The organism is Streptomyces sp. NPDC031418 (genome assembly GCF_055581605.1).
Genome location: NZ_JBVIJC010000004.1, coordinates 153,285 through 179,552 on the forward strand (window position 1 = coordinate 153,285; position 26,268 = coordinate 179,552).

Annotated in this window: 20 protein-coding genes and 1 pseudogene; 19 read left to right on the forward strand and 2 right to left on the reverse strand. The window is 70.2% G+C overall.

What is annotated here, in order from left to right:
• The first annotated feature begins 22 nt into the window (after positions 1-22).
• From ACZ5CZ_RS06845 to ACZ5CZ_RS06855, 3 genes are all read left to right on the forward strand, one after another.
• Positions 23-676, forward strand: a complete 654-nt coding sequence (locus tag ACZ5CZ_RS06845; protein ID WP_385845932.1) for a response regulator transcription factor — start codon at positions 23-25, stop codon at positions 674-676.
• On the forward strand, positions 667-1,935 hold the full coding sequence (locus ACZ5CZ_RS06850; protein WP_468939863.1) for a sensor histidine kinase: 1,269 nt from the start codon (positions 667-669) through the stop codon (positions 1,933-1,935). The genes ACZ5CZ_RS06845 and ACZ5CZ_RS06850 overlap by 10 nt, the downstream gene beginning before the upstream one ends.
• Before the next feature lie 80 nt (positions 1,936-2,015).
• Positions 2,016-3,248 carry a COG4705 family protein gene (locus ACZ5CZ_RS06855; protein ID WP_468939865.1) on the forward strand — a complete coding sequence of 411 codons (1,233 nt, stop codon included), beginning with the start codon at positions 2,016-2,018 and terminating at the stop codon, positions 3,246-3,248.
• Between the two features lie 84 nt (positions 3,249-3,332).
• On the opposite strand, the gene ACZ5CZ_RS06860 is transcribed toward ACZ5CZ_RS06855, so the two are convergent.
• The gene (locus ACZ5CZ_RS06860) at positions 3,333-4,034 is read right to left on the reverse strand and encodes a FadR/GntR family transcriptional regulator (protein ID WP_385845935.1); all 702 of its coding nucleotides are present in this window, start codon (positions 4,032-4,034) and stop codon (positions 3,333-3,335) included.
• 279 nt (positions 4,035-4,313) lie between these two features.
• Here ACZ5CZ_RS06860 and ACZ5CZ_RS06865 point away from each other — a divergent pair, with 279 nt between their 5' ends.
• The 8 genes and pseudogenes from ACZ5CZ_RS06865 (at position 4,314) to ACZ5CZ_RS06900 (ending at position 13,208) form a co-directional block, all read left to right on the forward strand.
• Positions 4,314-5,165 (forward strand): fumarylacetoacetate hydrolase family protein, encoded by an 852-nt coding sequence (locus tag ACZ5CZ_RS06865; RefSeq protein WP_385845989.1) that lies wholly within the window; start codon positions 4,314-4,316, stop codon positions 5,163-5,165.
• A gap of 98 nt (positions 5,166-5,263) precedes the next feature.
• A pseudogene (locus ACZ5CZ_RS06870) lies at positions 5,264-5,479 on the forward strand (fuconate dehydratase); the annotation flags it as partial.
• Positions 5,476-6,234, forward strand: a complete 759-nt coding sequence (locus ACZ5CZ_RS06875) for an SDR family NAD(P)-dependent oxidoreductase (protein WP_385845936.1) — start codon at positions 5,476-5,478, stop codon at positions 6,232-6,234. The pseudogene ACZ5CZ_RS06870 and the gene ACZ5CZ_RS06875, both read left to right, overlap by 4 nt.
• Positions 6,231-7,235 (forward strand): aldo/keto reductase, encoded by a 1,005-nt coding sequence (locus ACZ5CZ_RS06880; protein WP_468939869.1) that lies wholly within the window; start codon positions 6,231-6,233, stop codon positions 7,233-7,235. Before ACZ5CZ_RS06875 ends, ACZ5CZ_RS06880 begins: the two co-directional genes overlap by 4 nt.
• 52 nt (positions 7,236-7,287) lie before the next feature.
• Positions 7,288-8,028 carry a (Fe-S)-binding protein gene (locus ACZ5CZ_RS06885; protein ID WP_468939871.1) on the forward strand — a complete coding sequence of 247 codons (741 nt, stop codon included), beginning with the start codon at positions 7,288-7,290 and terminating at the stop codon, positions 8,026-8,028.
• Positions 8,025-9,518 carry a LutB/LldF family L-lactate oxidation iron-sulfur protein gene (locus tag ACZ5CZ_RS06890; protein ID WP_468939874.1) on the forward strand — a complete coding sequence of 498 codons (1,494 nt, stop codon included), beginning with the start codon at positions 8,025-8,027 and terminating at the stop codon, positions 9,516-9,518. The genes ACZ5CZ_RS06885 and ACZ5CZ_RS06890 overlap by 4 nt, the downstream gene beginning before the upstream one ends.
• Positions 9,515-10,156 carry a LutC/YkgG family protein gene (locus tag ACZ5CZ_RS06895; protein WP_385845940.1) on the forward strand — a complete coding sequence of 214 codons (642 nt, stop codon included), beginning with the start codon at positions 9,515-9,517 and terminating at the stop codon, positions 10,154-10,156. The genes ACZ5CZ_RS06890 and ACZ5CZ_RS06895 overlap by 4 nt, the downstream gene beginning before the upstream one ends.
• A gap of 43 nt (positions 10,157-10,199) precedes the next feature.
• Positions 10,200-13,208: a hypothetical protein gene (locus ACZ5CZ_RS06900; RefSeq protein WP_468939877.1), complete on the forward strand. Its 3,009-nt coding sequence runs from the start codon at positions 10,200-10,202 to the stop codon at positions 13,206-13,208.
• Positions 13,209-13,260: 52 nt separating this feature from the next.
• Here the strand turns inward: ACZ5CZ_RS06900 and ACZ5CZ_RS06905 are convergent, their stop codons facing one another.
• Positions 13,261-14,028, reverse strand: coding sequence for a FadR/GntR family transcriptional regulator (locus ACZ5CZ_RS06905; protein WP_385845942.1), 768 nt, complete (start codon positions 14,026-14,028; stop codon positions 13,261-13,263).
• Positions 14,029-14,404: 376 nt separating this feature from the next.
• Between ACZ5CZ_RS06905 and ACZ5CZ_RS06910 the strand changes: the two genes are divergently transcribed.
• From ACZ5CZ_RS06910 to ACZ5CZ_RS06945, 8 genes are all read left to right on the forward strand, one after another.
• On the forward strand, positions 14,405-15,766 hold the full coding sequence (locus ACZ5CZ_RS06910; RefSeq protein WP_468939879.1) for an ABC transporter substrate-binding protein: 1,362 nt from the start codon (positions 14,405-14,407) through the stop codon (positions 15,764-15,766).
• Positions 15,763-16,677 (forward strand): carbohydrate ABC transporter permease, encoded by a 915-nt coding sequence (locus ACZ5CZ_RS06915; protein ID WP_468939882.1) that lies wholly within the window; start codon positions 15,763-15,765, stop codon positions 16,675-16,677. Before ACZ5CZ_RS06910 ends, ACZ5CZ_RS06915 begins: the two co-directional genes overlap by 4 nt.
• Positions 16,678-16,732: 55 nt before the next feature.
• On the forward strand, positions 16,733-17,644 hold the full coding sequence (locus ACZ5CZ_RS06920; RefSeq protein WP_385845945.1) for a carbohydrate ABC transporter permease: 912 nt from the start codon (positions 16,733-16,735) through the stop codon (positions 17,642-17,644).
• A gap of 74 nt (positions 17,645-17,718) precedes the next feature.
• Complete coding sequence (locus tag ACZ5CZ_RS06925) at positions 17,719-19,704, forward strand: DUF8034 domain-containing protein (protein ID WP_385845946.1); 1,986 nt, start codon at positions 17,719-17,721, stop codon at positions 19,702-19,704.
• On the forward strand, positions 19,704-20,048 hold the full coding sequence (locus ACZ5CZ_RS06930; protein WP_468939887.1) for an L-rhamnose mutarotase: 345 nt from the start codon (positions 19,704-19,706) through the stop codon (positions 20,046-20,048). The genes ACZ5CZ_RS06925 and ACZ5CZ_RS06930 overlap by 1 nt, the downstream gene beginning before the upstream one ends.
• On the forward strand, positions 20,045-20,929 hold the full coding sequence (locus ACZ5CZ_RS06935) for an amidohydrolase family protein (RefSeq protein WP_468939890.1): 885 nt from the start codon (positions 20,045-20,047) through the stop codon (positions 20,927-20,929). Before ACZ5CZ_RS06930 ends, ACZ5CZ_RS06935 begins: the two co-directional genes overlap by 4 nt.
• Before the next feature lie 111 nt (positions 20,930-21,040).
• Positions 21,041-24,151 carry an RICIN domain-containing protein gene (locus ACZ5CZ_RS06940; protein ID WP_468939893.1) on the forward strand — a complete coding sequence of 1,037 codons (3,111 nt, stop codon included), beginning with the start codon at positions 21,041-21,043 and terminating at the stop codon, positions 24,149-24,151.
• Positions 24,152-24,172: 21 nt separating this feature from the next.
• Positions 24,173-26,221, forward strand: a complete 2,049-nt coding sequence (locus ACZ5CZ_RS06945) for a family 43 glycosylhydrolase (RefSeq protein ID WP_468939896.1) — start codon at positions 24,173-24,175, stop codon at positions 26,219-26,221.
• Positions 26,222-26,268 lie beyond the last annotated feature (47 nt).

Below are 26,268 nucleotides of genomic sequence, written 5' to 3' on the forward strand. Positions count from 1 at the left end.
GGGGAGTATCTAGGGTCGGCCCGTGGCTTTCATCATGGTGTGCGAAGACGACGCGGCGGTCCGTGGCGTCCTCAAGCGCGCCCTGGAGCACGACGGGCACACCGTCTCCGTCGCCGCCACGGCCGACAGCCTGCTGCGGCAGCTCGCACCGGCGCCTCATCTGGTCGTGCTGGATCTCGGGCTCCCGGACGCCGACGGCCGCGACGTCTGCCTGGCCCTGCGGGCCCGCGGCGTCGACGCGCCGGTGTTGATGCTCACCGCCCTGGACGGACTGCATCACAAGGTGGGCGGATTCGAGGCCGGCGCCGACGACTACATGACCAAACCCTTCGACATCCCGGAACTGCTGGTCCGCGTCCGGGCGCTGCTGCGCCGGGCCACCGTGGCGCCCGCACCGCGCGAGGTCGTCCTCGATCCGGCGAAGCACGTGGTGACCTACGATGCGGCGAGCATGAGCCTGACCCCGACCGAGTTCCGGCTGCTCGGCCGCCTGATCGCCTCGCAGGGCGACGCGGTGCGCCGGCACGCCCTCATCGCTGCCGGCTGGCCGCACGGGGCGCAGGTCAGCGACAACACCCTCGACTCCTATGTGCGCCGGCTGCGGGCCAAGCTCGGTCCGCTGGGTGTGGCCGAGCGGCTGGCGACCGTGCGCGGTGTGGGCTACCGATGGCAGTGACGGGATTCCGTAAGCGGGTCGTCGCCCTCACCGTGCTGATCGCCACCGCCGTGGTCGCGATCCTGGTCGTCGTCTCGCATGTGCTGCTGAGCCGGGTGACCGACGCCGACGCGCACGATCTGGCACGGACGCGCGCCGAGGCGGTCGCGGCGAACGTGACCACCGTGGGCGGCCGCGTCGTACTGACGGAGAACAGCAGCGAGGCGCTGGACGAGGTCGCCTGGGTGTATGCCGACGGCCGCCTGATCGACGGAGACGTCCCGCCGAGCCTGGTCAACCGCGTCGAGCAGCTCGCGGACTCCGGGCGACCGCAGACCGCGACGGTCGGCGACTACCTCCTGTACGCGCGGAAGGTCCCGGTCCACGGCCATCACGTCATGGTGATCGTCCGGGTGGACCTCACGCCGTACGAGACATCCGAGCAGCGCAGCCTGGCCCTGTCCCTGATACTGGGCGGCCTCACGATCCTGCTCGCCGGCGGTGTCGCCCACCTCGTGGTGCGCCGTGCGCTGCGGGTCGTGCACGAGATGGCCGCCCTCGCCGACGACTGGGGCCAGCACGAACCCGGGCGCCGCTTCGACCTCGGCGTCCCCCGCGACGAGTTCGGGGAACTGGGGCGGACCCTGGACCACCTCCTGGAGCGCGTCGACAACGCGCTGGCGGACGAGCGCCGGCTCACCGACGAGATCGCCCACGAGCTGCGGACACCGCTCACGGTCCTGCGGGCCGAGGCGCAGCTGGCGCAGCTGTCCGGCGAGCCGGTGCCGACGGAGGCGGTGCTGAGCGAGGTGGACCGCCTCGATGCGGCGATCACGACGCTGCTGCGCGCCGCGCGCGCACGGACGGACAAGGGAACCCGGTGCGACCTGCGCTCCGCCGCGCGGCAGGCGATCGCCGGCCGCGCGGTCGAGGTCGCCTTCCCCGCGAAGGTCGAGGTCGCCGTCGCGGCCGACGTCGCCGTGTCGCTGCTGTCCCCCCTGCTGGACAACGGCCTGCGGCATGCGAAGTCCCGGGTGTGGATCACCGCCCGCAACCAGGGCGAGGCCGTGGTGGTGGATGTCCTGGACGACGGCCCCGGATTCGATCCCGCGGACGTCGACCGGGTCTTCGAAGCGGGGGTGACCGGCGGCGACGGGTACGGGCTGGGGCTGCCGGTGGTCCGGCGCATCGCCGCCTCGGCCGGTGCGGAGGTGCGCGCGATCGCGGACGGCCGCGGGCACGTCGAGGTGACGCTCCCGGCCGCCGGTGCCACCGCGTAGTCAGGTTATGTGCAGGTTCCCGGCGTAAACCTCCCCGCATGACAACGACAACGGAAGCACGCCCACGCAGCGGGCGTCTCATGCTCAACAAGGTTCCCGAGGTCACCATCTGGTTCTGGGTGATCAAGGTCCTGTGCACGACCGTCGGTGAGAGCTTCGCCGACTGGATCGACATGAAGCTGGGCGTCGGCCTGGTGAACACGGCCTGGATCTTCACCGCGGTGTTCGCGGTGGTCCTGGCCGTCCAGCTGCGGCTGAAGCGGTACGTTCCGTTCCCCTACTGGCTGACCGTGGTCGTTGTCAGCGTCACGGGCACCCTCTACACCGACATCCTGACCGACCAGCTGAACGTGCCGCTGTGGATCAGTTCCGCGGTCTTCTCGGTGCTGCTCGCGGTGGTCTTCGGCGTGTGGTGGCTGCGCGAGCGCACCCTTTCGATCCACTCGGTCACGACGCTGCCGCGGGAGTCGTTCTACTGGCTGGCCGTTCTCGTCACCTTCGCGCTCGGCACCGCGACCGGCGACTGGACCCTCGAGCTCACCGGCTGGAGCCCGGGGGTCTCGGTCCTGCTGCCGCTCGGCCTCATCGCGGCGATCACGCTGCTGTGGAAGTTCGGCGCGAACCCGGTGCTGTCCTTCTGGCTCGCCTACATCCTGACCCGCCCGCTGGGCGCGAACATCGGCGACTGGCTCGCCTCCCCCAAGGTCGCCCAGAGCCCGGGCGACCCGACCGGTCTCGACCTGGGCACCTTCACCACCAGCCTGATCTTCCTGGGTCTGATCCTGGCGACGGTGGTCTACCTGACGGTGACGCGCTCGGACGTGGCCGAGACCCACGAGGCCACCCACGCCGCACCGGCCGCCGGCGATCCCCGCAAGGAGCGCATCGCGCTGGGCTGCTTCGCACTGCTCGCCGTCGCCACCGTGGGCCTGCTGGTCTGGGCCCACGGCCAGCCGCACGTCGGTCCGGCGCCGGAGGAGGACAACACCTCCGCCGTCCAGATGGCTCCCGGCCAGGCGGTGAAGAAGTTCCCGCCCGCCAAGGTCGCCGCGCTGAAGACGCTCGCGTCGACCTCGCTCAAGGACGCACGCTCGGGGAACGCGGCCGGAGCCCATGCGGCCGCCCAGAAGCTGCGTGACCTGTGGGACGCCGATCAGGACTCGCTGCAGCCGCTGGACGGAACCGGCTGGGACTCCATCGACGCCCAGATGGACAAGATGCTCAAGACCTTCGGCATCGACCACTCGAACCCGCCGATGTCGCCCGCGCAGCAGGAGAAGGAACTGAAGGCCCTCCTGACGGACATGGGCTGACGGACATCGGCTGACGGACATCGGCTGACGGACATCGGCTGACAGACCGCGCAGCGCCCGGCCGGCCCACCCGGCCGGGCGTGGTCATTCCTCGGCGGCTCCCGAGGGGGCGTCGGTCAGGCTGGCGGCCAGCCACTGCTCCACGGCGGTGATGTGGACGGTCGCGGCGGAAGCGGCCAGCAGGGCGTCGCGTGACTGGAGCGCGGCGAGGATCTGCTCATGGTCGTGGTGGGCGTTGTCCAGGGCGTCCCGGGTCTTGATGCCGCGGACGATGCGGACCCGCTGGGTTCGGGTGGAGAGCACTTGCAGCAGCATCGACAGGACGGGATTGCCGACGGCTTCCACGATTCTGAGGTGGAAGGCCGTGTCGTGGGCGACGAACTCCTCCACGGTGGCGACGGTCCGGGACCGGTCGAGGATGTCGCGCAACTCCTGGAGGTCCTCCGGTGTCAGGAGCGCGGCGGCCAGTCCTGTCGCCTGCGGTTCGAGCAGCCGGCGCACCTGGAGCAGCTGGAGAGCCGTCCGGCCCTGGGAGACGTCGGCGGCGAAGGAGAGGCTCTCCAGCAGGAGGTGGGGCTCCAGGCTGGAGACGTACGTGCCGTCGCCCTGACGGGTGATCAGGATGCGCATGGCGGTCAGCGCCCGAACGGCCTCGCGCAGGGAGTTCCGGGACAGGCCGAGTTGTTCGGCGAGGATCTCCTCCTTGGGCAGGCGGGAGCCGGGCGCGAGTTCGCCGTTGACGATCATTGACTTGATCTTGTCGATCGCGTCGTCCGTCAGTGCCACGGGCAGGCCTCTCCGTGCCGGGGATGAGTGGGGCGAGCCCCGCCGGGCCCGGTTCGGGAGGTTATCAGGGCGACGATGATGACGATCCGACCACGCCTTTGGGCCATTCATCCGATGTATCTCGGATATCGAGGAGTCACCCCCACGAAGGGAGGCGACAATCAGGTGCCCGGCCTGCACGGCCAGGAAAATACACCCGATGAATCCATTGCCAGCAGTGACAGCCGCATCTTAAGGTCGCGGTGCGCCATGCATCCGATGACCAGGGGGGCTTGCCCGGTGAAACTGCTACGCGTCGGAGCCCACGGACAGGAGCGGCCCGCCGTCCGCACCGACGACGGCCGGCTGCTGGACCTGAGCTCCGTGACCCACGACATCGACGGGACCTTCCTCGCGTCCGGCGGAGTCGACCGGGCCCGCGCGGCCGTCATGGCGGGAGAGCTGCCCGAGCTGGACGCGGACGGTCTGCGGATCGGCGCACCCCTCGCGCGCCCCGGCAAGATCGTCTGCATCGGCCTGAACTACCGCGACCACGCGGCCGAGACCGGCGCGGCGATCCCCGCCCGCCCGGTGGTCTTCATGAAGGACCCGGGCACGGTCGTCGGCCCGTACGACCAGGTGCTGATTCCCCGTCACTCGGCGAAGACCGACTGGGAGGTCGAGCTCGCGGTCGTCATCGGCCGCCGGGCCCGCTACCTGGACGGCCCCGAGGCCGCGCGGGACGTGATCGCGGGGTATGCGATCAGCCATGACGTCTCCGAGCGGGAGTTCCAGCTGGAGTACTCGTCGCAGTGGGACCTCGGCAAGTCCTGTGAGACCTTCAACCCCCTCGGCCCCTGGCTGGTCACCGCCGACGAGGTCGGCGACCCGCAGAACCTCGGACTGCACCTGAGCGTCAACGGCGTGAAGCGGCAGGACGGCCACACCAGCGACATGATCTTCCCGGTCGACCACATCGTGTCGTACCTGAGCCAGTACATGGTCCTGGAGCCGGGTGACGTGATCAACACCGGTACCCCTGCGGGCGTGGCCCTGGGTCTCCCCGGCACCCCCTTCCTGCGCCCCGGCGACACGGTCGAACTCTCCGTCGACGGCCTCGGCAGCCAGCGCCAGACCTTCGCCGAGGCGTGAGGGGCAGCGCCCTCGTGACGGCAACCTCCGCCCGGATCACCGCGGTCGAAACGGCCGACTTCCGGTACGTCGCCGACGGTTTCACCCAGATCAAGCCGGCGCTGTCCGGTACGACCGAGAACCGTGTGATCGAGTTCGTCGACCACCCCCATGAGCACGTCACCACGCTGGTGGTGCTGCGCGACGGCCACTACACCGCGCCGTTCGCGCCCGGCTTCTCCGCCACCATGAAGAAAGAGTCCATCACCGCATCCCGCTACCCGGACGGCTCGTTCTGGGTGGCCGACCGCGCTGCACAGGGTGGGACAGCATGACCGATCTCTCAGGGCTCCGCGCCGTCGTCACCGGCGGCGCCTCCGGCATCGGGCTCGCCACGGCCCGCACGCTGGCGGACCGCGGCGCGGCGGTCGCCGTACTCGACCTCGATCCGGACCCAGCCCCCGCACCGCTGCTCGGCATCACGGCCGACGTCACGGACGACGCCTCGGTGCGCGCCGCCGTGGAACAGGCCGCCCATCGGCTCGGCGGCCTGGACATCCTCGTGAACAACGCGGGCATCGGCGCCATCGGCACCATCGAGGACAACCCGGACGAGGACTGGCACCGGGTGCTGGACGTCAACGTCCTCGGCATGGTCCGCACCACCCGCGCCGCCCTGCCCCATCTGCGGCGCTCGTCCCACGCGGCGGTCGTCAACACCTGTTCCATCGCCGCCACCGCGGGGCTGCCGCAGCGCGCCCTGTACTCCGCCAGCAAGGGCGCGGTCCTCTCCCTGACGCTCGCCATGGCCGCCGACCACGTCCGCGAGGGCATCCGCGTCAACTGCGTCAACCCCGGCACCGCCGACACCCCGTGGGTCTCCCGGCTCCTCGACGCCGCGGACGACCCCGCGGCCGAGCGCGCCGCCCTCAACGCCAGGCAGCCCATGGGACGCCTGGTCACCGCCGACGAGGTCGCCGCGGCCATCGTCTACCTCGCGAGTCCGGCCGCCGCGTCCGTCACCGGCACCGCCCTCGCGGTGGACGGCGGCATGCAGGGACTGCGGCTGCGTCCGGTGGAGGGGTCGTGAGAACCACCACGCTGGGCGGCAGCGCGGTACCGGTCTCGGAGCTGGCGCTGGGCTGTGCCGCCCTCGGCAACCTCTACCAGCCGGTCGGTGAGGAGGCCGCCCATGCCACGGTGGACGCGGCCTGGGACGCCGGCATCCGCACCTTCGACACCGCACCCCACTACGGTCTCGGCCTGTCCGAGCGGCGGCTGGGTGCGGCACTGCGCGGCCGCCCCCGGGACGCGTACACCCTCTCCACCAAGGTGGGCCGGCTTCTCGTGCCGCATCCGGAGGGCGCGGCCGGTGACGACCTCGCCCAGGGCTTCGCCGTCCCGGCCACCCACCGCCGGGTCTGGGACTTCAGCGCCGACGGGGTACGGCGCTCCCTGGAGGCGAGTCTGGAACGCCTCGGCGTCGACCGCGTCGACGTGGCCCTCCTGCACGACCCGGACGACCACGCCGAGCAGGCATTGCGCGAGGCGTACCCGGCGCTGGAGCGGCTGCGCGCCGAAGGCGTGATCGGGGCGATCGGCGTCGGGATGAACCAGTCGGCGCTGCCCGCCCGGTTCCTGCGCGAGACCGACATCGACGTGGTGCTGCTCGCCGGCCGTTACACCCTCCTGGACCAGGACGGGCTGACCGAACTGCTCCCGGAGGCGGCCGCCCGCGGCCGTAGCGTCGTCATCGGCGGCGTGTTCAACTCCGGGCTGCTCACCGCGCCCCGGCCCGGCGCCACCTACGACTACGCGCCTGTCCGGCAGCCGGTGCTCGACCGGGCGCTGCGGCTGCTGGCGGTCGCCGAACGCCACGGCGTGCCGCTGCGGGCCGCCGCCCTGCGCTTCCCTTTCGGCCACCCCGCGGTGGCGAGCGTCCTGACCGGCGCACGGTCGCCGGAGGAGGTGCGCGACACGGTGGAACAGCTGCGCCGCCCCCTCCCGCACGTCCTGTGGGACGAACTGCGCGCCGAGGGCCTGCTGGACGTGGACACCCCCGTGCCGACGGCCACGTGGGAGCCGTCATGAGCATTTCCCTGCACAGCAAGGTCCGCGCCCACACCGCTCGGCAGGGGCTGCCATGCGCATAGCCCTCTTCATCACCTGCTTCAACGACACGATGTTCCCGCGCACCGGCCAGGCCGTGACCCTGCTGCTGGAACGGCTCGGCCACACCGTCGAGTTCCCGCAAGGCCAGACGTGCTGCGGTCAGATGCACTTCAACACCGGCTACCGCCCCGAGACCCTGCCCATGGTGCGCCGCTTCGCCGAGGTCTTCGCGGGCTACGACGCCGTCGTCGCCCCCTCCGGGTCCTGCACCGCGATGGTGCGCGACCACCACGGCGTGGTGGCCTCCCAGTACGGGGACGCCGCCCTCGCCAAGTCGGTCGAGCACGTGGTCCCCAGGGTGTACGAGCTGTCGGAACTCCTCGTCGACGTACTCGGCGTCACCGACGTCGGCGCCTACTTCCCGCACCGTGTCACGTACCACCCGACCTGCCACTCGCTGCGCATGCTGCGGGTGGGCGACCGGCCGTTGCGGCTGCTGCGCGCGGTGGAGGGCATCGACCTCGTCGAACTGCCCGCCGCGGAGTCCTGCTGCGGCTTCGGCGGCACCTTCGCGCTGAAGAACTCCGAGGTGTCCAACGCCATGCTCGCCGACAAGATGCGCCATGTGCAGGACACCGGTGCCGAGTTCCTGTGCGCGAGCGACAACTCGTGCCTCACCCACATCGGCGGCGGCCTGTCCCGGCTGCGTACCGGCGTCGGCACGCTGCACCTGGCCGAGATCCTGGCCTCCACGGAAGGGGACGTACGGTGAGCGGCGCCGACAACGTCGTATGGCTGGGCACCCCGGCCTTCCCCGAGGCGGCGCGCACCGCGCTCGCCGACACCCGGCTGCGGGCGAACCTGCGCCGGGCGACCGGCACCATCCGGGACAAGCGGCTGGCGGTCACCGCCGAACTGGCGGACTGGGAGGACCTGCGGGAGACGGCCGCCGCGGTCAAACGCCACACCCTGCGCCATCTCGACCACCATCTGCTGCGCCTGGAGAAGGCGGTGACCGCCGCGGGCGGAGTCGTCCACTGGGCGGCGGACGCCGCCGAGGCCAACCGCATCGTGACCGCGCTGGTGAAGGAGACCGGCGAGGAGGAGGTCGTCAAGGTCAAGTCGATGGCGACCCAGGAGATCGGTCTCAACGAGGCGCTGGCAAAGGCGGGCATCCGCGCCTACGAGACCGATCTCGCGGAACTCATCGTGCAGTTGGGCGGCGACCGGCCGTCCCACATCCTGGTGCCGGCCATCCACCGGGGCCGCTCCGAGATCCGGGAGATCTTCCGCCGGGAGATGGGGAAGCGGGGCAGGCCGGCTCCCGAGGAACTCACCGACGACCCCCGTGACCTCGCCGAGGCCGCCCGGCTCCATCTGCGGGAGAAGTTCCTGCGCGCCAGGGTCGCCGTCTCCGGCGCCAACTTCGCGGCGGCCGACACCGGCACGGTCGTGGTCGTGGAGTCGGAGGGCAACGGGCGGATGTGCCTGACCCTGCCGCAGACGCTGATCACCGTCATGGGCATCGAGAAGGTGCTGCCGTCCTTCGCCGACCTGGAGGTCTTCCTCCAACTGCTGCCGCGCTCGTCCACGGGCGAGCGGATGAACCCCTACACCTCGCTGTGGACGGGGATCACCGAGGGCGACGGTCCGCAGAACTTCCATCTGATCCTCCTCGACAACGGCCGCACCGCGACCCTCGCCGACGAGGTCGGGCGCCAGGCACTGTCCTGCATCCGCTGCTCCGCCTGCCTGAACGTCTGCCCGGTCTACGAGCGCACCGGCGGCCACGCCTACGGCTCGGTGTATCCCGGCCCGATCGGCGCCGTGCTCACCCCGCAGCTCGTCGGCGTCCACAACGCGGCCTCGCTGCCCTTCGCCTCGACTCTGTGCGGTGCCTGCTACGACGCCTGCCCCGTGAAGATCAACATTCCCGAGGTGCTGGTCCACCTGCGGGCCGAGGCGGTGGAGGCCAGACGCCGCGACCGGCTGCTGCCCACCCCTGAGGCGCTCGCCATGAAGGCCGCCGGCGCCGTCCTGTCCTCCCCCGGGCGCCTGTCGGCGGCCCAGAGGCTGGCCGCCCTGGGAGCCCGGCTGGTGGCGCGCGACGGCCGGATCGGCGCCCTGCCGGGCCCGCTCGCCCGCTGGTCCGCCACCCGGGACACACCCGCCCCGGCCCGGGAGTCGCTGCGCGCCTGGTGGCGCCGTACCAGAACGCCCACCCGCGAAGACGGCCGTACGACGGCGGGAGGGAAGCGATGACGGGGAACGACCGCGAGACGGTCCTGAGCGCGGTCCGGGGGGCGCTGTCCGGTGTTCCCGGCTCCGAGCGTCCCGATGACCGGCCGGGTCCGCACGGTTGCCGCGCCGACCACGCGGGAGAGGACATCGTCGGGCTGTTCGCCGAGCGTGCCGCCGAGTACCGCGCCACGGTGGTCCGGGTTCCGGCGTCCGGTGCCGCGGGCGCCGTCGCTGACGCGCTCGCCCGTACCGGAGCCCGGTCCCTGGTGGTGCCGCCCGGGCTGCCCGACGGTCTGGTCCCCGACGGGCCCTGGTCGCTGCCGGCGGACGTCCCGCCGCTGACCGTCGGACAGCTCGAGGCGGCCGACGCCGTCCTCACCACGGTCGCCGTGGCCATCGCCGTCACCGGCACCGTGGCCCTCGACCACGGCCTGGGCCAGGGGCGCCGGGCCCTGACGCTCCTCCCGGACCAGCACATCTGCGTGGTCCGAGCCGATCAGATCGCACCCGACGTGCCCGAGGCGCTGCACCGCCTGGACCCGTACCGTCCGCTGACCCTGATCTCGGGCCCCTCGGCGACCAGCGACATCGAACTGGACCGGGTGGAGGGCGTGCACGGGCCGAGGACCCTCGACATCGTCGTGGTGGAGGGCGCGTAGCCGCACACATCCGATGTCCGCGATCCCGAAGGAGTACCCCTCCATGTTCCGTTCCAGAGCCCGCGGTTTCTACGGTGCGCTGGGGGCAGTCGGCGCGGTCGTCTGCGCCGCGCTGTCCCCGGCCGGTCCGGCGTACGCCGCCACGCCGACCGTGCTGTACGCGTCGCCTTCCGGGTCCGGCAGCACCTGCTCACCGAGCGCGCCGTGCAGCCTGGACGGCGCCAGGAGCAAGGTGGCGGGCCTCGCCCCCGCCATGGCCGCCGACATCGACGTCTTTCTGCGCGGCGGCACCTACCGCCTGTCCCAGGCGTTCACCCTGGGCGCGTCCGACTCCGGGCGCAACGGCCACAAGGTGGTCTATGCCGCCTATCCGGGTGAGAAGCCCGTCCTGAGCGGGGCGACGAAGGTCAGCGGGTTCTCCCTCTTCGACAGCGGCAAGAACATCTACCGCGCCGCCGTGCCGGCCGGCACGCGGAGCCGGCAGCTGTTCGTCGACGGGGTACGGGCCCAGCGCGCACGCGGTCCGCTGAACCCCTCGGGTTTCACCCTCTCCGGGTCGAGCTTCACCACCGGCGACTCCTCCTACACGTCGTTCACCAACGCCTCCTCGGTGGAGATCGTGGACAACAACGCCTGGAAGCAGATGCGCTGCCCGCTGGCGAGCATCACCACGCCCAGTGGCGGCGGGTCCAGCCTCGACGTCGACCCGGCCTGCTTCAGGAACAACAACACCTCGGTGCCCAACCGGGGCTTCCCCTTCAACGGCGCCGGACTGCCGAAGCTGACCTCCATCACCTCCGTGGAGAACGCCTACCAACTGCTCGACTCCCCCGGCGAGTTCTACCTCGACAGCTCGGCGGGCTACCTGTACTACAAGCCGCGCAGCGGTGAGGACCTCACCACCGCCGACGTGGAGCTGCCCACCACCGAGACGCTGCTGAACGTGCAGGGCACGCCCGGCCACCTCGCGCCGGTCGACGACACGGACCCGGCCATCACCTACACCGGATCCTGGAGCTCCTCCAGCGGGCGCAACCTGGGTGACCTCTCCAACGACGTCCACGCCACCACGGCCAACGGCGACTCGGTGAGCTACACCTTCACCGGTACCGGGATCGACGTGCTGTCGGAGACCAACACCGACGAGGGCGGCATCGACGTCTACGTCGACGGCGCCAAGGTGCAGAGCGTGTCCGCCTCCGGCTCGTCGCGGCTCGCCCAGCAGGTCGTCGCCTCCGTCAGCGGCCTCGCCAAGGGCCGGCACACCATCAAGCTGGTCAAGACCGGCGGGACAACCATGCTCCTGGACGGCTTCACCGTGGTGCCGGACGCGATCACGCCCGCGCACGACATCACCTTCCAGGGCCTGACCTTCGCCTACACCACCTGGACCCTGCCCTCCACGGCCGGCTACATCGACAACCAGGCCGGCGTGCTCTGGGACCCCGGCAACGACAACGCCCCCCTCCGCATCCCCGCCGCCGTCCAGGTCCACCGCGGATCCCACATCACCTTCACCGGCAACGAGATCACCCACACCGGCGGCACCGGCATCGACCTCGCCGACGGCACCCAGGACTCCACGATCACCGGGAACGTCATCCACGACACCTCCGGTGGCGGCGTCTCCGTGGGCGAGGTGGACGACTACTACCTCACCGACACCCACCGCATGACCACCGGCGACACCGTCACCCAGAACTGGATCTCCGACGTCGGCCGGGACTACTCCGACGCGGTCGGCATCTGGGCCGGCTACACCCGCGGCCTCACCGTCTCGCACAACGACATCGGCCACACCCCCTACTCCGGCATGTCGGTCGGCTGGGGCTGGGGCTACGCCTCACCGTGCTCCATGCAGTCCGCCCAGGGCCTGCACACCTGCGCACACGGCACCCTCTACGCCGGCGCCAACCAGGTCCTGGACAACCACGTGCACGACGTGATGAACGTCCTCCACGACGGCGGCCCCATCTACACCAACGGCGGCCAGGGCAATGGCGACGGCTCCACCACGTCCGTCCTCGCGGGCAACCTGGTCGAGGTCGGCAACCACACCAACAACATGCTGTACCAGGACGAGGGCAGCTCGTACTGGAACACCCACGACAACGTCTCCCGCATCGTCGGCGGCAACTGGATCGGCATGTGGACGCCGACCATCCACGACATCGACATCCACGACAACTACTCCGACACCGCCACCTACCGGAACAGCGGGACCGGCATCACCTTCAGCCAGGCCACGATCGTCTCCGGCGGCGCCTGGCCCTCCGCCGCCCGGGACATCATCGCGGCCGCCGGCCCCGACGCCGCGCACAGGCCGCTGACCGGCTGGATGGACGACGACGACACCGCGATCTCCTACACCGGCAGCTGGACGGCGAACGGCAACCGCGGCGTGGGCGACCACGAGGACGCCGTACACGCCACGAAGACCGACGGCGACGGCGCCTCGCTGACGTTCACCGGCACCGGTGTCTCGGTCATCGGCGAGAGGAACACCGACCAGGGACAGGCCGAGGTCTTCATCGACGGAACCTCCAAGGGCCTGGTCGACACCCACGCCACCACCCGCCAGGCCCAGGCGGTGCTCTACAGCACCGGCGGACTGAGCCCGGGCAGCCACACCGTCCGGTTCGTCAAGCGCAGCGGCACCTGGGCCTCCCTGGACGGCTTCGAGGTCACCGGCGTCCACAACGACACCGACTCCTCCCTCACCTATACCGGCGCCTCCTGGCGCTACTCCGCCAACCGCGGCTTCGGCGACTACCAGGACGACGTCCACGCCACCACGGCCGACGGCGACTCGGCCACCGTCACCTTCACCGGTACCGGGATCAGCCTCGTCACCGAGACCAACTCCGACGAGGGCTCCCTCGCGGTCTCCCTCGACGGCGCCTCCCGGGGCACCGTCAACGCGTCCTCCGCGAGCCGCCAGGCCCAGCGGACCGTATACTCCGTCAGCGACCTGCCCCTCGGGCGCCACACCCTCACCCTGACCAAGACGGGAGGCAGCTGGCTGGTCGTCGACCGGTTCGACGTGCGGTGACGCTTCGCCGCAGGCAGGAGCGGTCGTACGAGAGGGCCCCGGCGAGGTCTCGCTATCCGAACAGGCGTCGCTGGATCTCCCGCCGGTAGTCCTCCAGCGTCCTGTCGAGATGTGCCGCCGTGGCCTCGGCCGCCTCGTCGGGGCGGCCGTCGCGAATGGCCCGGTAGATCACCTCGTGTTCCACGACCGCGGACTCGGTGCCCTCACCGAAGGTGTCATGGATCCCGATCGCGCTGGACTGCCGCTGGAGGCGTCGCGCGTCCCGCACCGCGCTGACGAGGAAGGCGTTGTGCGAGGCCGCGGCCACGGCCCCGTGGAAGTCCTCGTCCGCCTGGTTGAACTCCTCGACCTGACCGTGGACGAAGCCGTGCCGGCACCGCTGCACGGCCACCTCGATGGTCCGCAGCTCGGCGGGGGTGGCCCGGGTGGCGGCCAGACTGCTCGCGGCCATCTCCTGCACCCTGCGGAACTCGAACAGCATGAGCACGTGATCGAGGTCGACCGGGCGGAAGAAGCCGCCCCAGCGGCTGGTGCTGAGCAGGCCCTCGTCGTCCGCGACGAACAGTCCGCGCCCCTTGTGCGCCCGGACCCGGCCGAGCGCCGAAAGGATCTTCACGGCCTCCCGCACCACGGCCCTGCTGGTGTTCAGCCGCTGGGCCAGATCGTTCTCCGTGGGCAGCCGGTCGCCCGCCACCAGACGCGACTCGGCGATGAACTCGAGAATCCGCTCCGCCACGACCTCGTAGCCGGGCCGGTACTCGGGCCGCGCGTCCGCACCGTTCACCGTCTCTGCCGCAGCGGTCGCGGGTGTGTCGTTCATCTGTCCTGCCTTCGGGATGACTGCCGCGAGGGCGGTTGATCGATGTGGAGCCATGCTCATCGTATCCCCACCCCCCAATGAGTCGTACTCATCGAGGGAAGGTCTACACCGCAGAAGTGCAGCAAGTCCAGGGCTCGTAAGCGGATATGAGGGACTTTTCCCATGTCGATACGGGGCATCAGCCATAGGTCATAAGGAAGAGCCTGCTCACACCCTTGACTGATCCCTTGATAAGGCGCCTAATTTCTTCCGCGGCGGCAAGCGGCACGGCCGTCCGAGGTCCCCGACGCCCGACCGGTACGGCCCGGCGTCGTCCCCATACACGCGCCACCTACCCGCCTACTCGGGGCGCCCTGTGAAACCAGTGGAGTCGCACATGACCGTCAACAAGCCTTCGTCCGGCCAGGAGAGAGCGTCCAGCAGGAGGCGTGCGACGTTGCTGGCCGGCTGCGCGGCCACCGTGTTGCTTACCGTCTCCGCCTGCAACGGCGGCGCCACGGCCACGACGAACAAGGACGGCTTCGCGCAGGTGCGCCAGACGGACGGTGCGCTGACCGTCTGGGTGGACGCGACCCGGATGGATGCCGCGAAGCTGTACCAGCGGCAGCACCCGAACGTGAAGCTGAACATCGTCAGCTACGACGGCGACGCCAACGGCTCGAACTACCTCCAGACGAAGGTCCAGCTGTTCAACCGCACCGGCAAGGGCTGGCCGGACGTGGTCTTCAGCTCCCAGAACAACGAGGTGAGCTGGGCGGTCGACGCCGGCTTCGCCGCGCCGCTGAACAAGGGGCTGATCCCCTCCGCGACCCTGGCCGGTTTCGCCAAGGGCGCCAACGACGTCTGCACCGTCAACGGCACCGTCTACTGTCTGCGCAACGATCTCTCCCAGGCGGTGCTCTGGTACAACGCGCCGCTGCTGAAGCAGTTCGGCTACACGGTGCCCACGACGTGGGAGGAGTACCAGGCGATCGGCGAGAAGGTGGCCAAGGAGCACCCCGGCTACCTGGTGGGTGACGCGGGCGACTCCTTCGCCCCCGAAATCTACCTGTGGGCGAGCAAGTGCGGCGCCAACCACATCACCGGCCCCAAGTCGGTGTCGGTGAACACCACCAGCGAGGCCTGCACCAAGATGGCCAAGCTCATGGACACGCTGATCAAGGCGAAGTCCATGTCCATCAGCGGCGTCTTCAGCACCGACTTCAGCAAGAACAAGGCGAACAAGGTCCTGCTCATGCCGGGCCCCGCCTGGTACGGCGGCGCGGTGTTCAAGGACGGCCTCAAGACCCCGGCCAAGCAGATCGCGGCAGCGCCCATGCCCCAGTGGCAGGGGGACGCGTCGCCGTCCACCGGCAACGTCGGCGGCGGCACCTGGCTGCTGTCGAAGCACTCCGCCCACATCAAGGCGGCCACCGACTTCCTGAAGTGGGTCACCACCGACAACGCCTACCAGGGCGCCAAGGCCCCCGGCTTCCCCGCGTACGCGCCGGCCGCCGAGGAGTGGCTGAAGGGGCAGGCCGCCTCCGGATACTTCGCCAGTGACCTGAGCGCCCTCAAGGCCGCGTCCACCCAGGTCTGGCCGGACTGGGGATCGGGCCAGTTCAGCCAGGAGGCGATCTGGGCCGCCACCGTCAAGCCGGGCCTGACCCAGGGCAAGTCCATCGCCTCCATGCTGCCCGCCTGGCAGGACTCCATCACCAAGTACGCCAAGTCCAACGGATACAAGGTCTCCCAGTGACCCTCACCCACTCCCCGGCCGGCTCTGCTGCCCGGCGCCCTCGCGGCACCGCACGGCAGAGCCGGGCCGGTGTGGCCTTCGTCGCCGCCTACGTGATCCTGCTGATCGCCTTCGGCGTCCTGCCGACCGCCTACGCGATCTACTTCGCCTTCACCGACGCCGGGGGCACGTTCACCGGCTTCTCCAACTTCGTCACCACGGCGCAGGACTTCCGCTTCCTGGACGCGGTGAGCCATGTCGCCGTCTACCTCGTCTTCTGGCTCCTGTCCCTGGTGGTGTTCGTGGTCGGCCTGGCGCTGCTGCTGCACCGCCTGACCTCGGCTCCCGCCGGCAAGGCGCTGCGCTTCCTCTACTACATCCCGGGAGCGCTCGCCGGCGCCGCGAGCGTGCTGGTGTGGCTGTTCATGCTCGACCCGACCGTCAGCCCGGTCAGCTCGCTGCTGGGCGCGCTGGGCTTCCACACCTTCGGCGAGGTGATCGCGCCCGGCAACCTGCCCCTGCTGTTCACGATCATCGCGTTCTGGACCGGCGCGGGCGGCTGGATCGTCGTCATGTACGGCGCGCTCAACAACATCCCCAAAGATGTCATGGAAGCCGCGCGCATCGACGGCGCGGGCGCCTGGCAGACCGCCTGGCACATCCAGATCCCGATGCTCCGCAAGTGGATCGTGTACATGGTGATCCTGGCGTTCGCGGGCGGAGCCCAGCTCTTCGTGGAGCCGCAGTTGCTCTCCCTCGCCAGCACCGGCGTGGCCGGCCGCGACTACTCGCTCAACCAGCTGACGTACGACTTCGCCTTCCAGATGAACAACATCAACGGCGCCGCCGCGGTCTCGGTGGAGCTCCTGGTCGTCAGCGTGTCGGCCGCCGCAGTATTCGTCGCACGGTCGGGGTTCTTCGATGCCGAATAAGTCCTTTGCCACCCCGGTCGCCGCCACCCGGCCTGCGAAGGGGGAATCATCCGTCATGAGCGGCACGCACCAGGGGGCTCCGGAGCGGCGGCGCACCCGTCCCCAGCGGCGCGTGGCCTCCCGGCTGCTGACCGGCGCCGTACTGGCCGTGTTCGTGGTGTTCTTCGTCCTGCCGGTGCTCTGGCTGCTGCTCGCGGCGACCAAGACCGACCAGCAACTGGTCCACGACAGCCCGCTCTCCTTCGGCTCCTGGCACGCGCTGAAGGCCAACTGGCACGCGCTCACGGCATTCCAGGACGACGCGATCCTGCTGTGGCTGCGCAACTCCGCACTGTACGCGGTGATCTCGCTGGTCATCACGCTGTGCGTCGCCGTTCCGGCGGGATACGCGCTGGCGATGACCGAGTTCCGCGGCCGGCACACCCTGCTGATCGCGACCCTCGTCGTGATGCTGATGCCGAACGCCACGCTGGTGGTGCCGCTGTTCCTGGAGATCAACGCGGTGCATCTGATCGGCACGATGTGGTCGATCATCCTGCCGTACTCGTTCTACCCCTTCGGTGTGTATCTGACGTACATCTACTTCACCACCGCCGTACCGAAGGACCTGCTGGCGGCCGCACGGATCGACGGCTGCTCGGAGTTCGGCGTCTTCCGGCACATAGCGCTGCCGCTGGCGACGCCGGTCATCGCGCTCGTGGGCTTCTTCAGCTTCGTCGCCAACTGGACCAACTACTTCCTGCCGTACGTGATGCTCCCCGACAGCAGTCAGATGCCGGTCCAGGTGGGCGTCGGCAACCTGCTCAGCAACGTACCGTCGTTCAATCCGACCGTGGGTGACCTGGCGATCCAGCGCCCGCAGCTGGCTCTGGCGACGCTCGTGGCCATCACGCCCGTGCTGGTCGTCTTCCTCTTCGCCCAGCGCTTCCTGGTCAGCGGGATGCTCGCCGGCGCCACCAAGGAGTGACACCGGCCTCGTCCGCCCGGCCGTCGTCCCCGGCGTGCGCCGTCCCCGCAGCCCGTCCCGAACGGAGATCTCCCATGCCCTTCAGCCCTGCCGACCGCACCCCGGCCGAGGACGCCCCCCGCGACCAGCCGGCCGCGCCACCCGAGATCGAGGCGGGGGTGCCGCTGCTCGAACCCCCCGGATGGGCCGTGGCCCAGCGGTCGCTGTTCGACCTGCTCGACCACGGGTGGCGGCGCTTCGCCCGCGACTTCACCGGCCCGGACGGGCGGCTGAACTACACCGGCCCGCTGACCACCCGCGACGGTGTGGACGACTTCTACGAGGTGTTCTTCAACTGGCCCCAGCTCTACCTCCTCGGCGGCGCCGACGACCTGCTGCCCGCCAGTGAGAAGCACTGGGAGGGCGTCACCCGCCAGCTGACCGAACTGGACATGCTGCGCGACGAGTACGAGCGCGGCTACGACTGGTTCCACCAGGGCGAGAGCCTGCTGCTGCTCTACTTCCTGTGCATGGCCGCCCCCGACCGCTGGCGCGAGCGCGCCCTGCGCTTCGCCGAGCTGTACGTCGACCCCGCCAAGGGCAACTACGACCCCGAACACCGCATCATCACCCGCCCCCACAACGGCAGCGACCCCGACCGCACAGGCCTGTTCGACGGCGACGTCTACCCCTGGCTGCCGAAGGAGGCCGAGACCTACGGCTTCCCCCTCGAATGGATCCCCGAGGCGGCCGACGGCGGTCCCTTCCCGCTGTCGGCGGACCCGCGGCTGGGCGACCAGATGCGGGACCGGATGGGCGTCGGCGACACCGCCGTCAACCTCGCCGCGGCCGGGCTGGTCCTCAACGCCTGGATCCTGTCCGGCGAGGAGCGCTACCGCGACTGGATCGTCGAGTACGTCGGCGCGTGGCGCGAGCGGACCCGGGAACACGGCGGCCTGATCCCGGACAACGTCGGCCCGGACGGGGTCGTCGGCAGTCTGCTGGAGGGCCGCTGGTACGGCGGCCACTACGGCTGGTCCTGGCCGCACGGCTGGCACAGCCTCGGCCACGCGGCCTGCGTGGCGGCGCTCGCGGCGGCCACGGTCACCGGCGACGACGACTACCTCGCCATGGTCGCGACCTCCCTCGACACCCTCATCGACGAGGCCAAGGTGATGCCGCACACCGAGGCGGACTCCAGCCTGCCCTCCAAGTGGGCGGTCGAACTCGGCCCCGACGTCCACACGCCCACCCCGCACCTGCCGTTCCGGCACAACGACTCCGGCTGGTTCGACTTCAACCCGGCCACCCCGCCGGTCCCGGTGGCCCTGTGGCACCACACCTCCTCCCAGGCCGACCGCGCCAGGCTGGAGCGGCTGCGCGAGGCCGACGGCATCGACTGGCGCACCGTACGGCCGTTCCGGGCCAAGGAGGAGTCCGGGCACGAGAAGGCCTGGTTCGCCTTCCTCGCCGGTGACGACCCCGACTACCCCGAGCGCATCCTCGCGGCCGCCCAGGCCCAGGTCCGCCACCGGCTGCGGCGCATCGACCGCTACCGCGACCTGGACGTGCCCGAGGCCGACATCCACGTGTGGCAGCTGTGCAACCCCGTGGTCACCGAGGCCCTCGTCCAGCTGACCTGGGGCGGCCCCCAGGTGCTGTACCAGGGCGGTCTCCAGCAGGCCCGGCTGCGCTACCACGACGCCGAGGCGCGCCGCGCCGGCCTGCCGCCGGACGTGGCCGCCCTGGTCACCTCCATCGACCCCGAGGCCACCACCGTCGAACTGGTCAACCTCGCGCCCGAGACCGACCGCACGGTGATCGTCCAGGCGGGCGCCTTCGCCGAACACACCATCACCTCCGTCCGCTACACCACCTGCGAGGACGACGGCTGGATCGGCGACATGTACGACTACGGCCACACCGAGCCGGTCGTCACCGAGAAGGAACAGGACTGCGACGGCGCCTACCTGACGGTCCGGCTGCCCGCGTCCACCCGCATCCGGCTCACCCTGAGCCTCCGGCTGCGTGCCCACACTCCCAGCTACCGGACCCCCTTCACCCCTCAGGAGGGTGCGTGATGCGACGCATCGCCCAGACCATCAGGCTCCGCCCCGAGCACCGCGAGAAGTACCTCGAACTCCACTCGGCCGTCTGGCCCGGCGTCGAGGCCGCCCTGCACCGGGCGAACATCCGCAACTACAGCATCTACCTGCACGGCGATGTGCTGTTCGCCTACCTCGAATATCACGGCGACGACTTCGGGGCCGACATGGCCGCACTCGAAGCCGACCCCGAGACCCAGAAGTGGTGGAAGCTCACCGACCCCTGCCAGGAGCCGTGGCCCGACCGGGGCGACTCCCGCCAGTGGACGGAACTCACCGAGATCTGGCACCTGAGCCCGCTCCCCGGACCCGCGTCATGACCGCCACCCCCGTCCCGGGCATCGTGGACGCCCACCACCACCTGTGGGACCTCGACCAGCGTCCGCAGCCCTGGCTCGACGACCCCGCCCTGACGACGATCCGCCGCACCTTCACCCCCGCCGACCTGCGGACCACCGCCACCCGGACCATCGCCGGCCGCCGTCTGCACCGCGCGGTGGCCGTGCAGTGCATCCCGGACCTGCCCGAGACCGAGGACCTGCTCGCCCTCGCGGAACAGGAGCCGCTGATCGGGGCCGTCGTCGGCTGGGCCGACCTGACGTCCCCGGCGATCGGCGACGATCTCGACGGGCTGCTCGCCGGGCCGGGCGGGACGTATCTGCGGTCCCTGCGCCATCTCGTCCAGGGCGAGACGGAGCCGGGGTGGCTGCAACGCCCCGACGTCGAACGGGGGTTGGCGGCCCTCCGGGACCGCGGGCTCGGCTACGACGTGCTGGTCCGCAGCCACCAGCTCGACCAGGCGATCCGGCTGGCCGAGCGCTTCCCCGACCTGCCCCAGGTCCTCGACCACGCGGGCAAGCCGCCGATCGCCGACGGCGACCTGGCCGAATGGGAACGGCAGGTGCGCCTGCTGGCCGCACACCCCCACGTGGTCTGCAAGGTGTCGGGACTGATCACCGAGGCCGACCACGACAGATGGACCACCACCGACATCCGCCCGGTGTGGGACGTACTGCTGTCGTCGTTCGGCCCCGACCGCCTGATGTTCGGGTCCGACTGGCCGGTCGCGAACCTCGCGGGCGGCTGGAACCGCTGGGCCGCCACCGTGGACGAGCTGCTCGACGGATGTTCCGCCACCGAGATCCACGCGGTGCTCGCCGGCACCGCGACCGCCTTCTACCGCCTCCCCGTCTCCGGCTGACCTCCGTCGGCGCTCGTGCTGAAGGACCGTGTCACCGCACTGACCCCACCCTCGGAGCCGCCGTATGAACGCATCCCCGACCGCCCGCCCCCAGCACAGGAGGGGCAGGCGATGAAGCCCGGCACCTCCCCCACCCGCACGGTGTCAGCAGCGCTCGCGACGGGCCTCTCCGCGGTGCTGCTGACCTCTCTCACGACGCCGACCCCGGCCACGGCCGCGACCCAGGCGACCTACTACGTCGCCCCGAACGGCAGCGACACCAACCCCGGGACGATCAGCGCGCCGTTCAAGACGCTCCAGCACGCACGGGACGTCGTACGCACGGTCAACGACAACATGACCGGGGACATCACCGTCTATCTCCGCGGCGGCACCTACCCGGTGAGCAGCACCATCGACTTCACATCGGCCGACTCCGGGACGAACGGCCACCATGTCGTGTACGCCGCCTACCAGAACGAGAAGCCGGTCCTGGAGGGAGGTGTTCAGGTGACCGGCTGGACCCAGCACAGCGGGAACATCTGGAAGGCCACACTCAACCGCGACGACAAGCTCCGCGCCCTGTACGTCAACGGCAAGCGCGCCCAGATGGCCTCCAAGACGATCAACTCGGCCGGCTGCTACGGGACCTACAGCGTCACGGCCGGTCAGGCTCCCTGGGCCTGGGAGTCGGGTTCGCAGTGCGACGGTGCCAAGTACAGCCTCTCCGACCTGCCCGCCGTCGCCGCCAACCAGGACGACGTCGAGATCAAGTCGGCGACGACCTGGACCACGGCCATCGTGGGGGTCCGGCAGATCACCACGAGCTCGGACGGTGCCAACCGCGTGGCCCTGTTCCAGCAGCCAGGGGCGGCCATCGCCCAGGCGCCGCCGTACGGCCCCTTCAAGGCGGACGGCACCCACACCTTCATGAACGCGTACGAATTCCTGGACCAGCCGGGGGAGTTCTACTTCGACAGGGCGAAGCACACCCTCTACTACTACAAGTCCGGCTCCGAGGACATGACCACGGCGGATGTCTTCGCGCCGAACAACGTGTCCACCCTGCTCAAGATCGCCGGGAAGTCCACGAGCGACCACGCGCGGAACATCACGTTCTCCGGGCTCACGGTCGAGCACTCCGACTGGAACCTGGTCAACGTCGCGGGCTCCGTGTTCCGGCAGGGAACGCAGGGCAACGCCAGCTCGAACGTGTACGCCAGGCAGAACTTCCACGCGTACACCTACCGCAACGTCGACCTGCCGCCCGCGGCCGTCCAGATCGAGAACGCCGACGGGATCGTCCTGTCGCGCAACACCGTGCAGCACACCGGCGCCGACGGCATCACCCTGGCCAACGACGTGACGGACACACAGCTGACCGGCAACGTCACCAACGACATCGCCGGATCCGCCGTCACCGTGGGGCACCCCCAGCACGTGTACATCGGGGACTACACCTCGACCAACCACGAGAAGTACCCGGTGAACGTCGAGGGCGTCTGCAAGAACATATCGGTCACGGACAACTACCTCTACGACAGCGCCGTGTTGTTCCAGGGGTCGAGCCCCGTGTCGGCGTACTTCGTGGACTCCCTGTCCGTGCAGCACAACCGGATCGAGAAGTCCCCCTGGGCGGGCATCACGCTCGGCTGGGGATGGTGGAACTTCGACGGTTCGGCGAACTCCGTCAATCCCGGGAACCCGACCACCACGGCCAGGAACAACACCGTCAAGTACAACGAGATCGTCGACACCATGCAGGTGCTCGGCGACTCCGCTCCCATCTACACGCTGGGCAGCCAGCCGAACACCGAGATCAGCAACAACTACATCCAGGGTGTGCCGGCCGGCCACAAGTACGGAATGCACCCGGACGAGGGTTCCGCCTACCTCAACGAGCACGACAACGTCCTCGACGTGGACCCGAATGTCGCGTACACCATCAACTCCGGCACCTGGGGCCGGCAGCACGACCTCACCATCACCAACACCTACGGCACCCTCAACAAGATCTTCAGCAAGAGCGTCCCGAACAGCACCATTCAGGACGTGCACGCGTACCCGGACAAGGTGTGGCCGTCGCAGGCGTACGGCATCGCCGTGAACGCGGGCCTCGAGGACGCCTACAAGGACCTCGTCCCGCGGAGCAACCTGGCGCTCCAGGACTACGCCCTGCCCGCCAGCACGTTCACCGGCAAGGGCATGTCGTCCATCCCTGTCCGCCCCCTCGGTGACGCGACCAGGACGCTCTGGCTGGCTCCCGCCGGTACGACGACGTTCGCCGTCGGCCCGACCATGACGAAGGCGGCCGGAACCGCGACGGCCATCGCCGTCCCGCCGAAGCCCGGTGACTACCGCCTCTACGTCGTGGACGCCCAGGGGAACGCGTCCGCCGCGTCGAAGGCGCTGGTCCGCCAGCGATGGACCTACGTCGACGACAAGGACTCCGGTCTCACCTACTCCCCCAGCTGGTCGAGCTGGAACGACTCGCAGGACTTCAAGGGGTCCGAGAGCTACACCAACAGGGCGGGCGACTACGTCCAGTACGCGTTCACCGGCTCAGGCGTCCGGTACCTCGGCATGAAGCAGCCGAACATGGGCAAGGTCGACGTCTACCTCGACGGCACCCTCGCCCAGTCGGGCATCGACGCCTATGCCTCGACGGTGACGAAGCAGGTGCCGCTGTTCGAGAAGACGGATCTCGCCGCGGGCTCCCACACGATCAAGGTCGTGTGCACCGGAACGAAGAACACGGCCTCCTCCAACACCGTCTGCGCCCTGGACGCGTTCGCCTCCATCCCCTTCCCCAGCGCGAGCGTGCTCTACAAGGTCCTCAACAAGAACAGCGGCAAGGTGATCGACATCTCGGGCGCGTCGACCGCCGCAGCGGCGAACGCCATCCAGTGGAACGACACCGCAGGGCAGAACCAGCGCTGGCTGTGGCTCCCGGCCGGTGGCGGCGCCTACGAGATCGTCAACGAGAACAGCGGTCAGCTGCTGGACGTCACCGGCGGGTCCACCACGGACGACGCGACCGTCGTCCAGCAGCCCGACAGCAACGCCGCGAGCCAGCACTGGACCCTGGTGGCCGCCGGAAACGGCTACTACAAGATCAAGAACGTGAACAGCGGCAAGCTGCTCGCGGTGTCCGGCTCCTCGACATCGGCAGGCGCCCAGCTCGTGCAGACGACGGACACGAACGCCGACAGCCAGCTGTGGCAAGCCGTGAGCGCGGACTGACTCCCTGACAGGAGGGACATCGTGGACATCACCAGAAGAAAGTTCGGCCGGCTCGCCGCAGTCGGCACCGGGGCCCTGCTGCTGCCGGGGCTGCTGCCCCCCGGCAGGGCCGCGGCGGCCACACCTCCCGCCGGCACCTGGGGGGACCAGGGCGACGGCACCTATGTCAACCCCGTCCTCCCGGGCGACTTCAGCGACTGGGACTGCATCCGGGTCGGCGACGACTACTACGGCATCACCAGCACGTTCGGGTACTCGCCCGGCGTGGCCGTCCTGCACTCGAAGGACCTGGTCAACTGGCGGACGCTGGGCGGCGCGGTCGACGATCTGACCCGTATCGGACCGGCGCTGAACTGGGACCAGATGAACCGCTACGGCCGTGGTGTGTGGGCCGGGGCCATCCGCTACCACGCGGGGCGGTTCTGGGTGTACTTCAACACCCCCGACGAGGGCTTCTTCATGACGTCGGCCCCGTCGCCGGAAGGGCCGTGGGATCCGCTGACGTCGGTGTGGCGGACCTCCGGCTGGGACGACCCGTGCCCGTTCTGGGACGACGACGGCCAGGGCTACCTGGTCAGCTCGCACTACGCGGACGGCTACAAGATCAACCTGTTCAGGCTGTCCGGGGACGGGAAGTCGCTGGTCGGCTCGCCCACCGTCATCCACCAGTCGCCGGGCAGCGAGGCCAACAAGCTGTACAAGATCAACGGTCTCTACTACCACCTGTACAGCGAGGTGAAGTCCGAGGGCCGGGTGTTGATGATGAACCGCGGCTCCAGCCTGTACGGCCCCTTCGAGACCCGGCAGCTGGAGCACGTCAACGCCTCGGTGGACCGCGAGCCCAACCAGGGCGGGCTGGTGCAGACCCCGGACGGCGCCTGGTACTTCGTGACCCACCACGGCCACGGCGCCTGGGAGGGGCGGCCGCTGTCCCTGCTGCCGGTGACCTGGGTGGACGGCTGGCCGATCCTGGGCCAGGTGGGCGCGGACGGCATCGGCACCATGGTGTGGACGGGCAAGGTGCCCGCCGGCGGCACCCCCGGTCTGCCGGTCGACGCGCTGCCGCCCGTGGTGACCAGCGACCTGTTCACCGACAGCCGCCTCAAGCCGCAGTGGGAGTGGTACTACCAACCGCGCGCGGACCACTGGTCGCTCACCGAGCGCCCGGGCTACCTGCGGCTGAAGGCGTTCGCACCGCTGGTGGCCGACAACCTGACCAAGGTCGGCAACACCCTCACCCAGCGGGTGCTGCGCACGTCGGGCGCGACGGTGACGGTCCGCCTCGAACTGGCCGGCCTCGCCGACGGCCAGCACGCCGGACTGTGCCACTACGCGGGCACCTACGCCGGGCTGGGCGTGCGGCGCTCGGGGACCACCACCACGCTCGCGCACAACGCCGGCGGCACCCTGACCTACGGTCCGGTGGTCGCACAGGACGCCGTGTGGCTGCGTACCACCTGGGACGTCAACGGGGTCAGCCAGTTCTCCTACAGCCTCGACGGCAGCACGTTCACCTCGTTCGGCGGCACCTACCAGCTCTCCTGGGGCGGCTACCGCGGTGACCGGGTCGGCCTGTACACCTACAACCCCAACAACGCCGGCTACGTCGACTTCGACTCGGTGCAGTACGCCCTCGCGCCCACCAGGGCCTACACATGTGTCAGCGTGCGCAGCGGCAAGGTCGCCGACGTCTCCGGCGCCGCCACGGCGGACGGCGCCGCCGTGATCCAGTGGCCCGGCAACGGCAGGCCGAACCAGCAGTGGGCCTTCCAGTCGACAGCGGACGGCTACCACACCATCATGTGCGTCAACAGCGGCAAGGTCCTCGACGTGGCGGGGTCCTCGACGGCGGACGGCGCGCGGGTCGTGCAGGCGACCGCCGACGGCCGGACGAGCCAGCAGTGGCAGCTGCGCCCGCAGACCGGCGGCGAGTTCGTCCTGGTCAACCGCAACAGCGGCAAGGTGCTCGACGTCGGCGGAGGCAGTACGGCCGACGGCGCCGCGCTCATCCAGTACCGCGACACCGGCGGCTCCAACCAGCGGTGGACCTTCCGGCGCGTCACCGGTTAGCCTCGCGCAGCCACCCGGCCGGGCCGTCGGCCGGGCCGGGTGGCTGC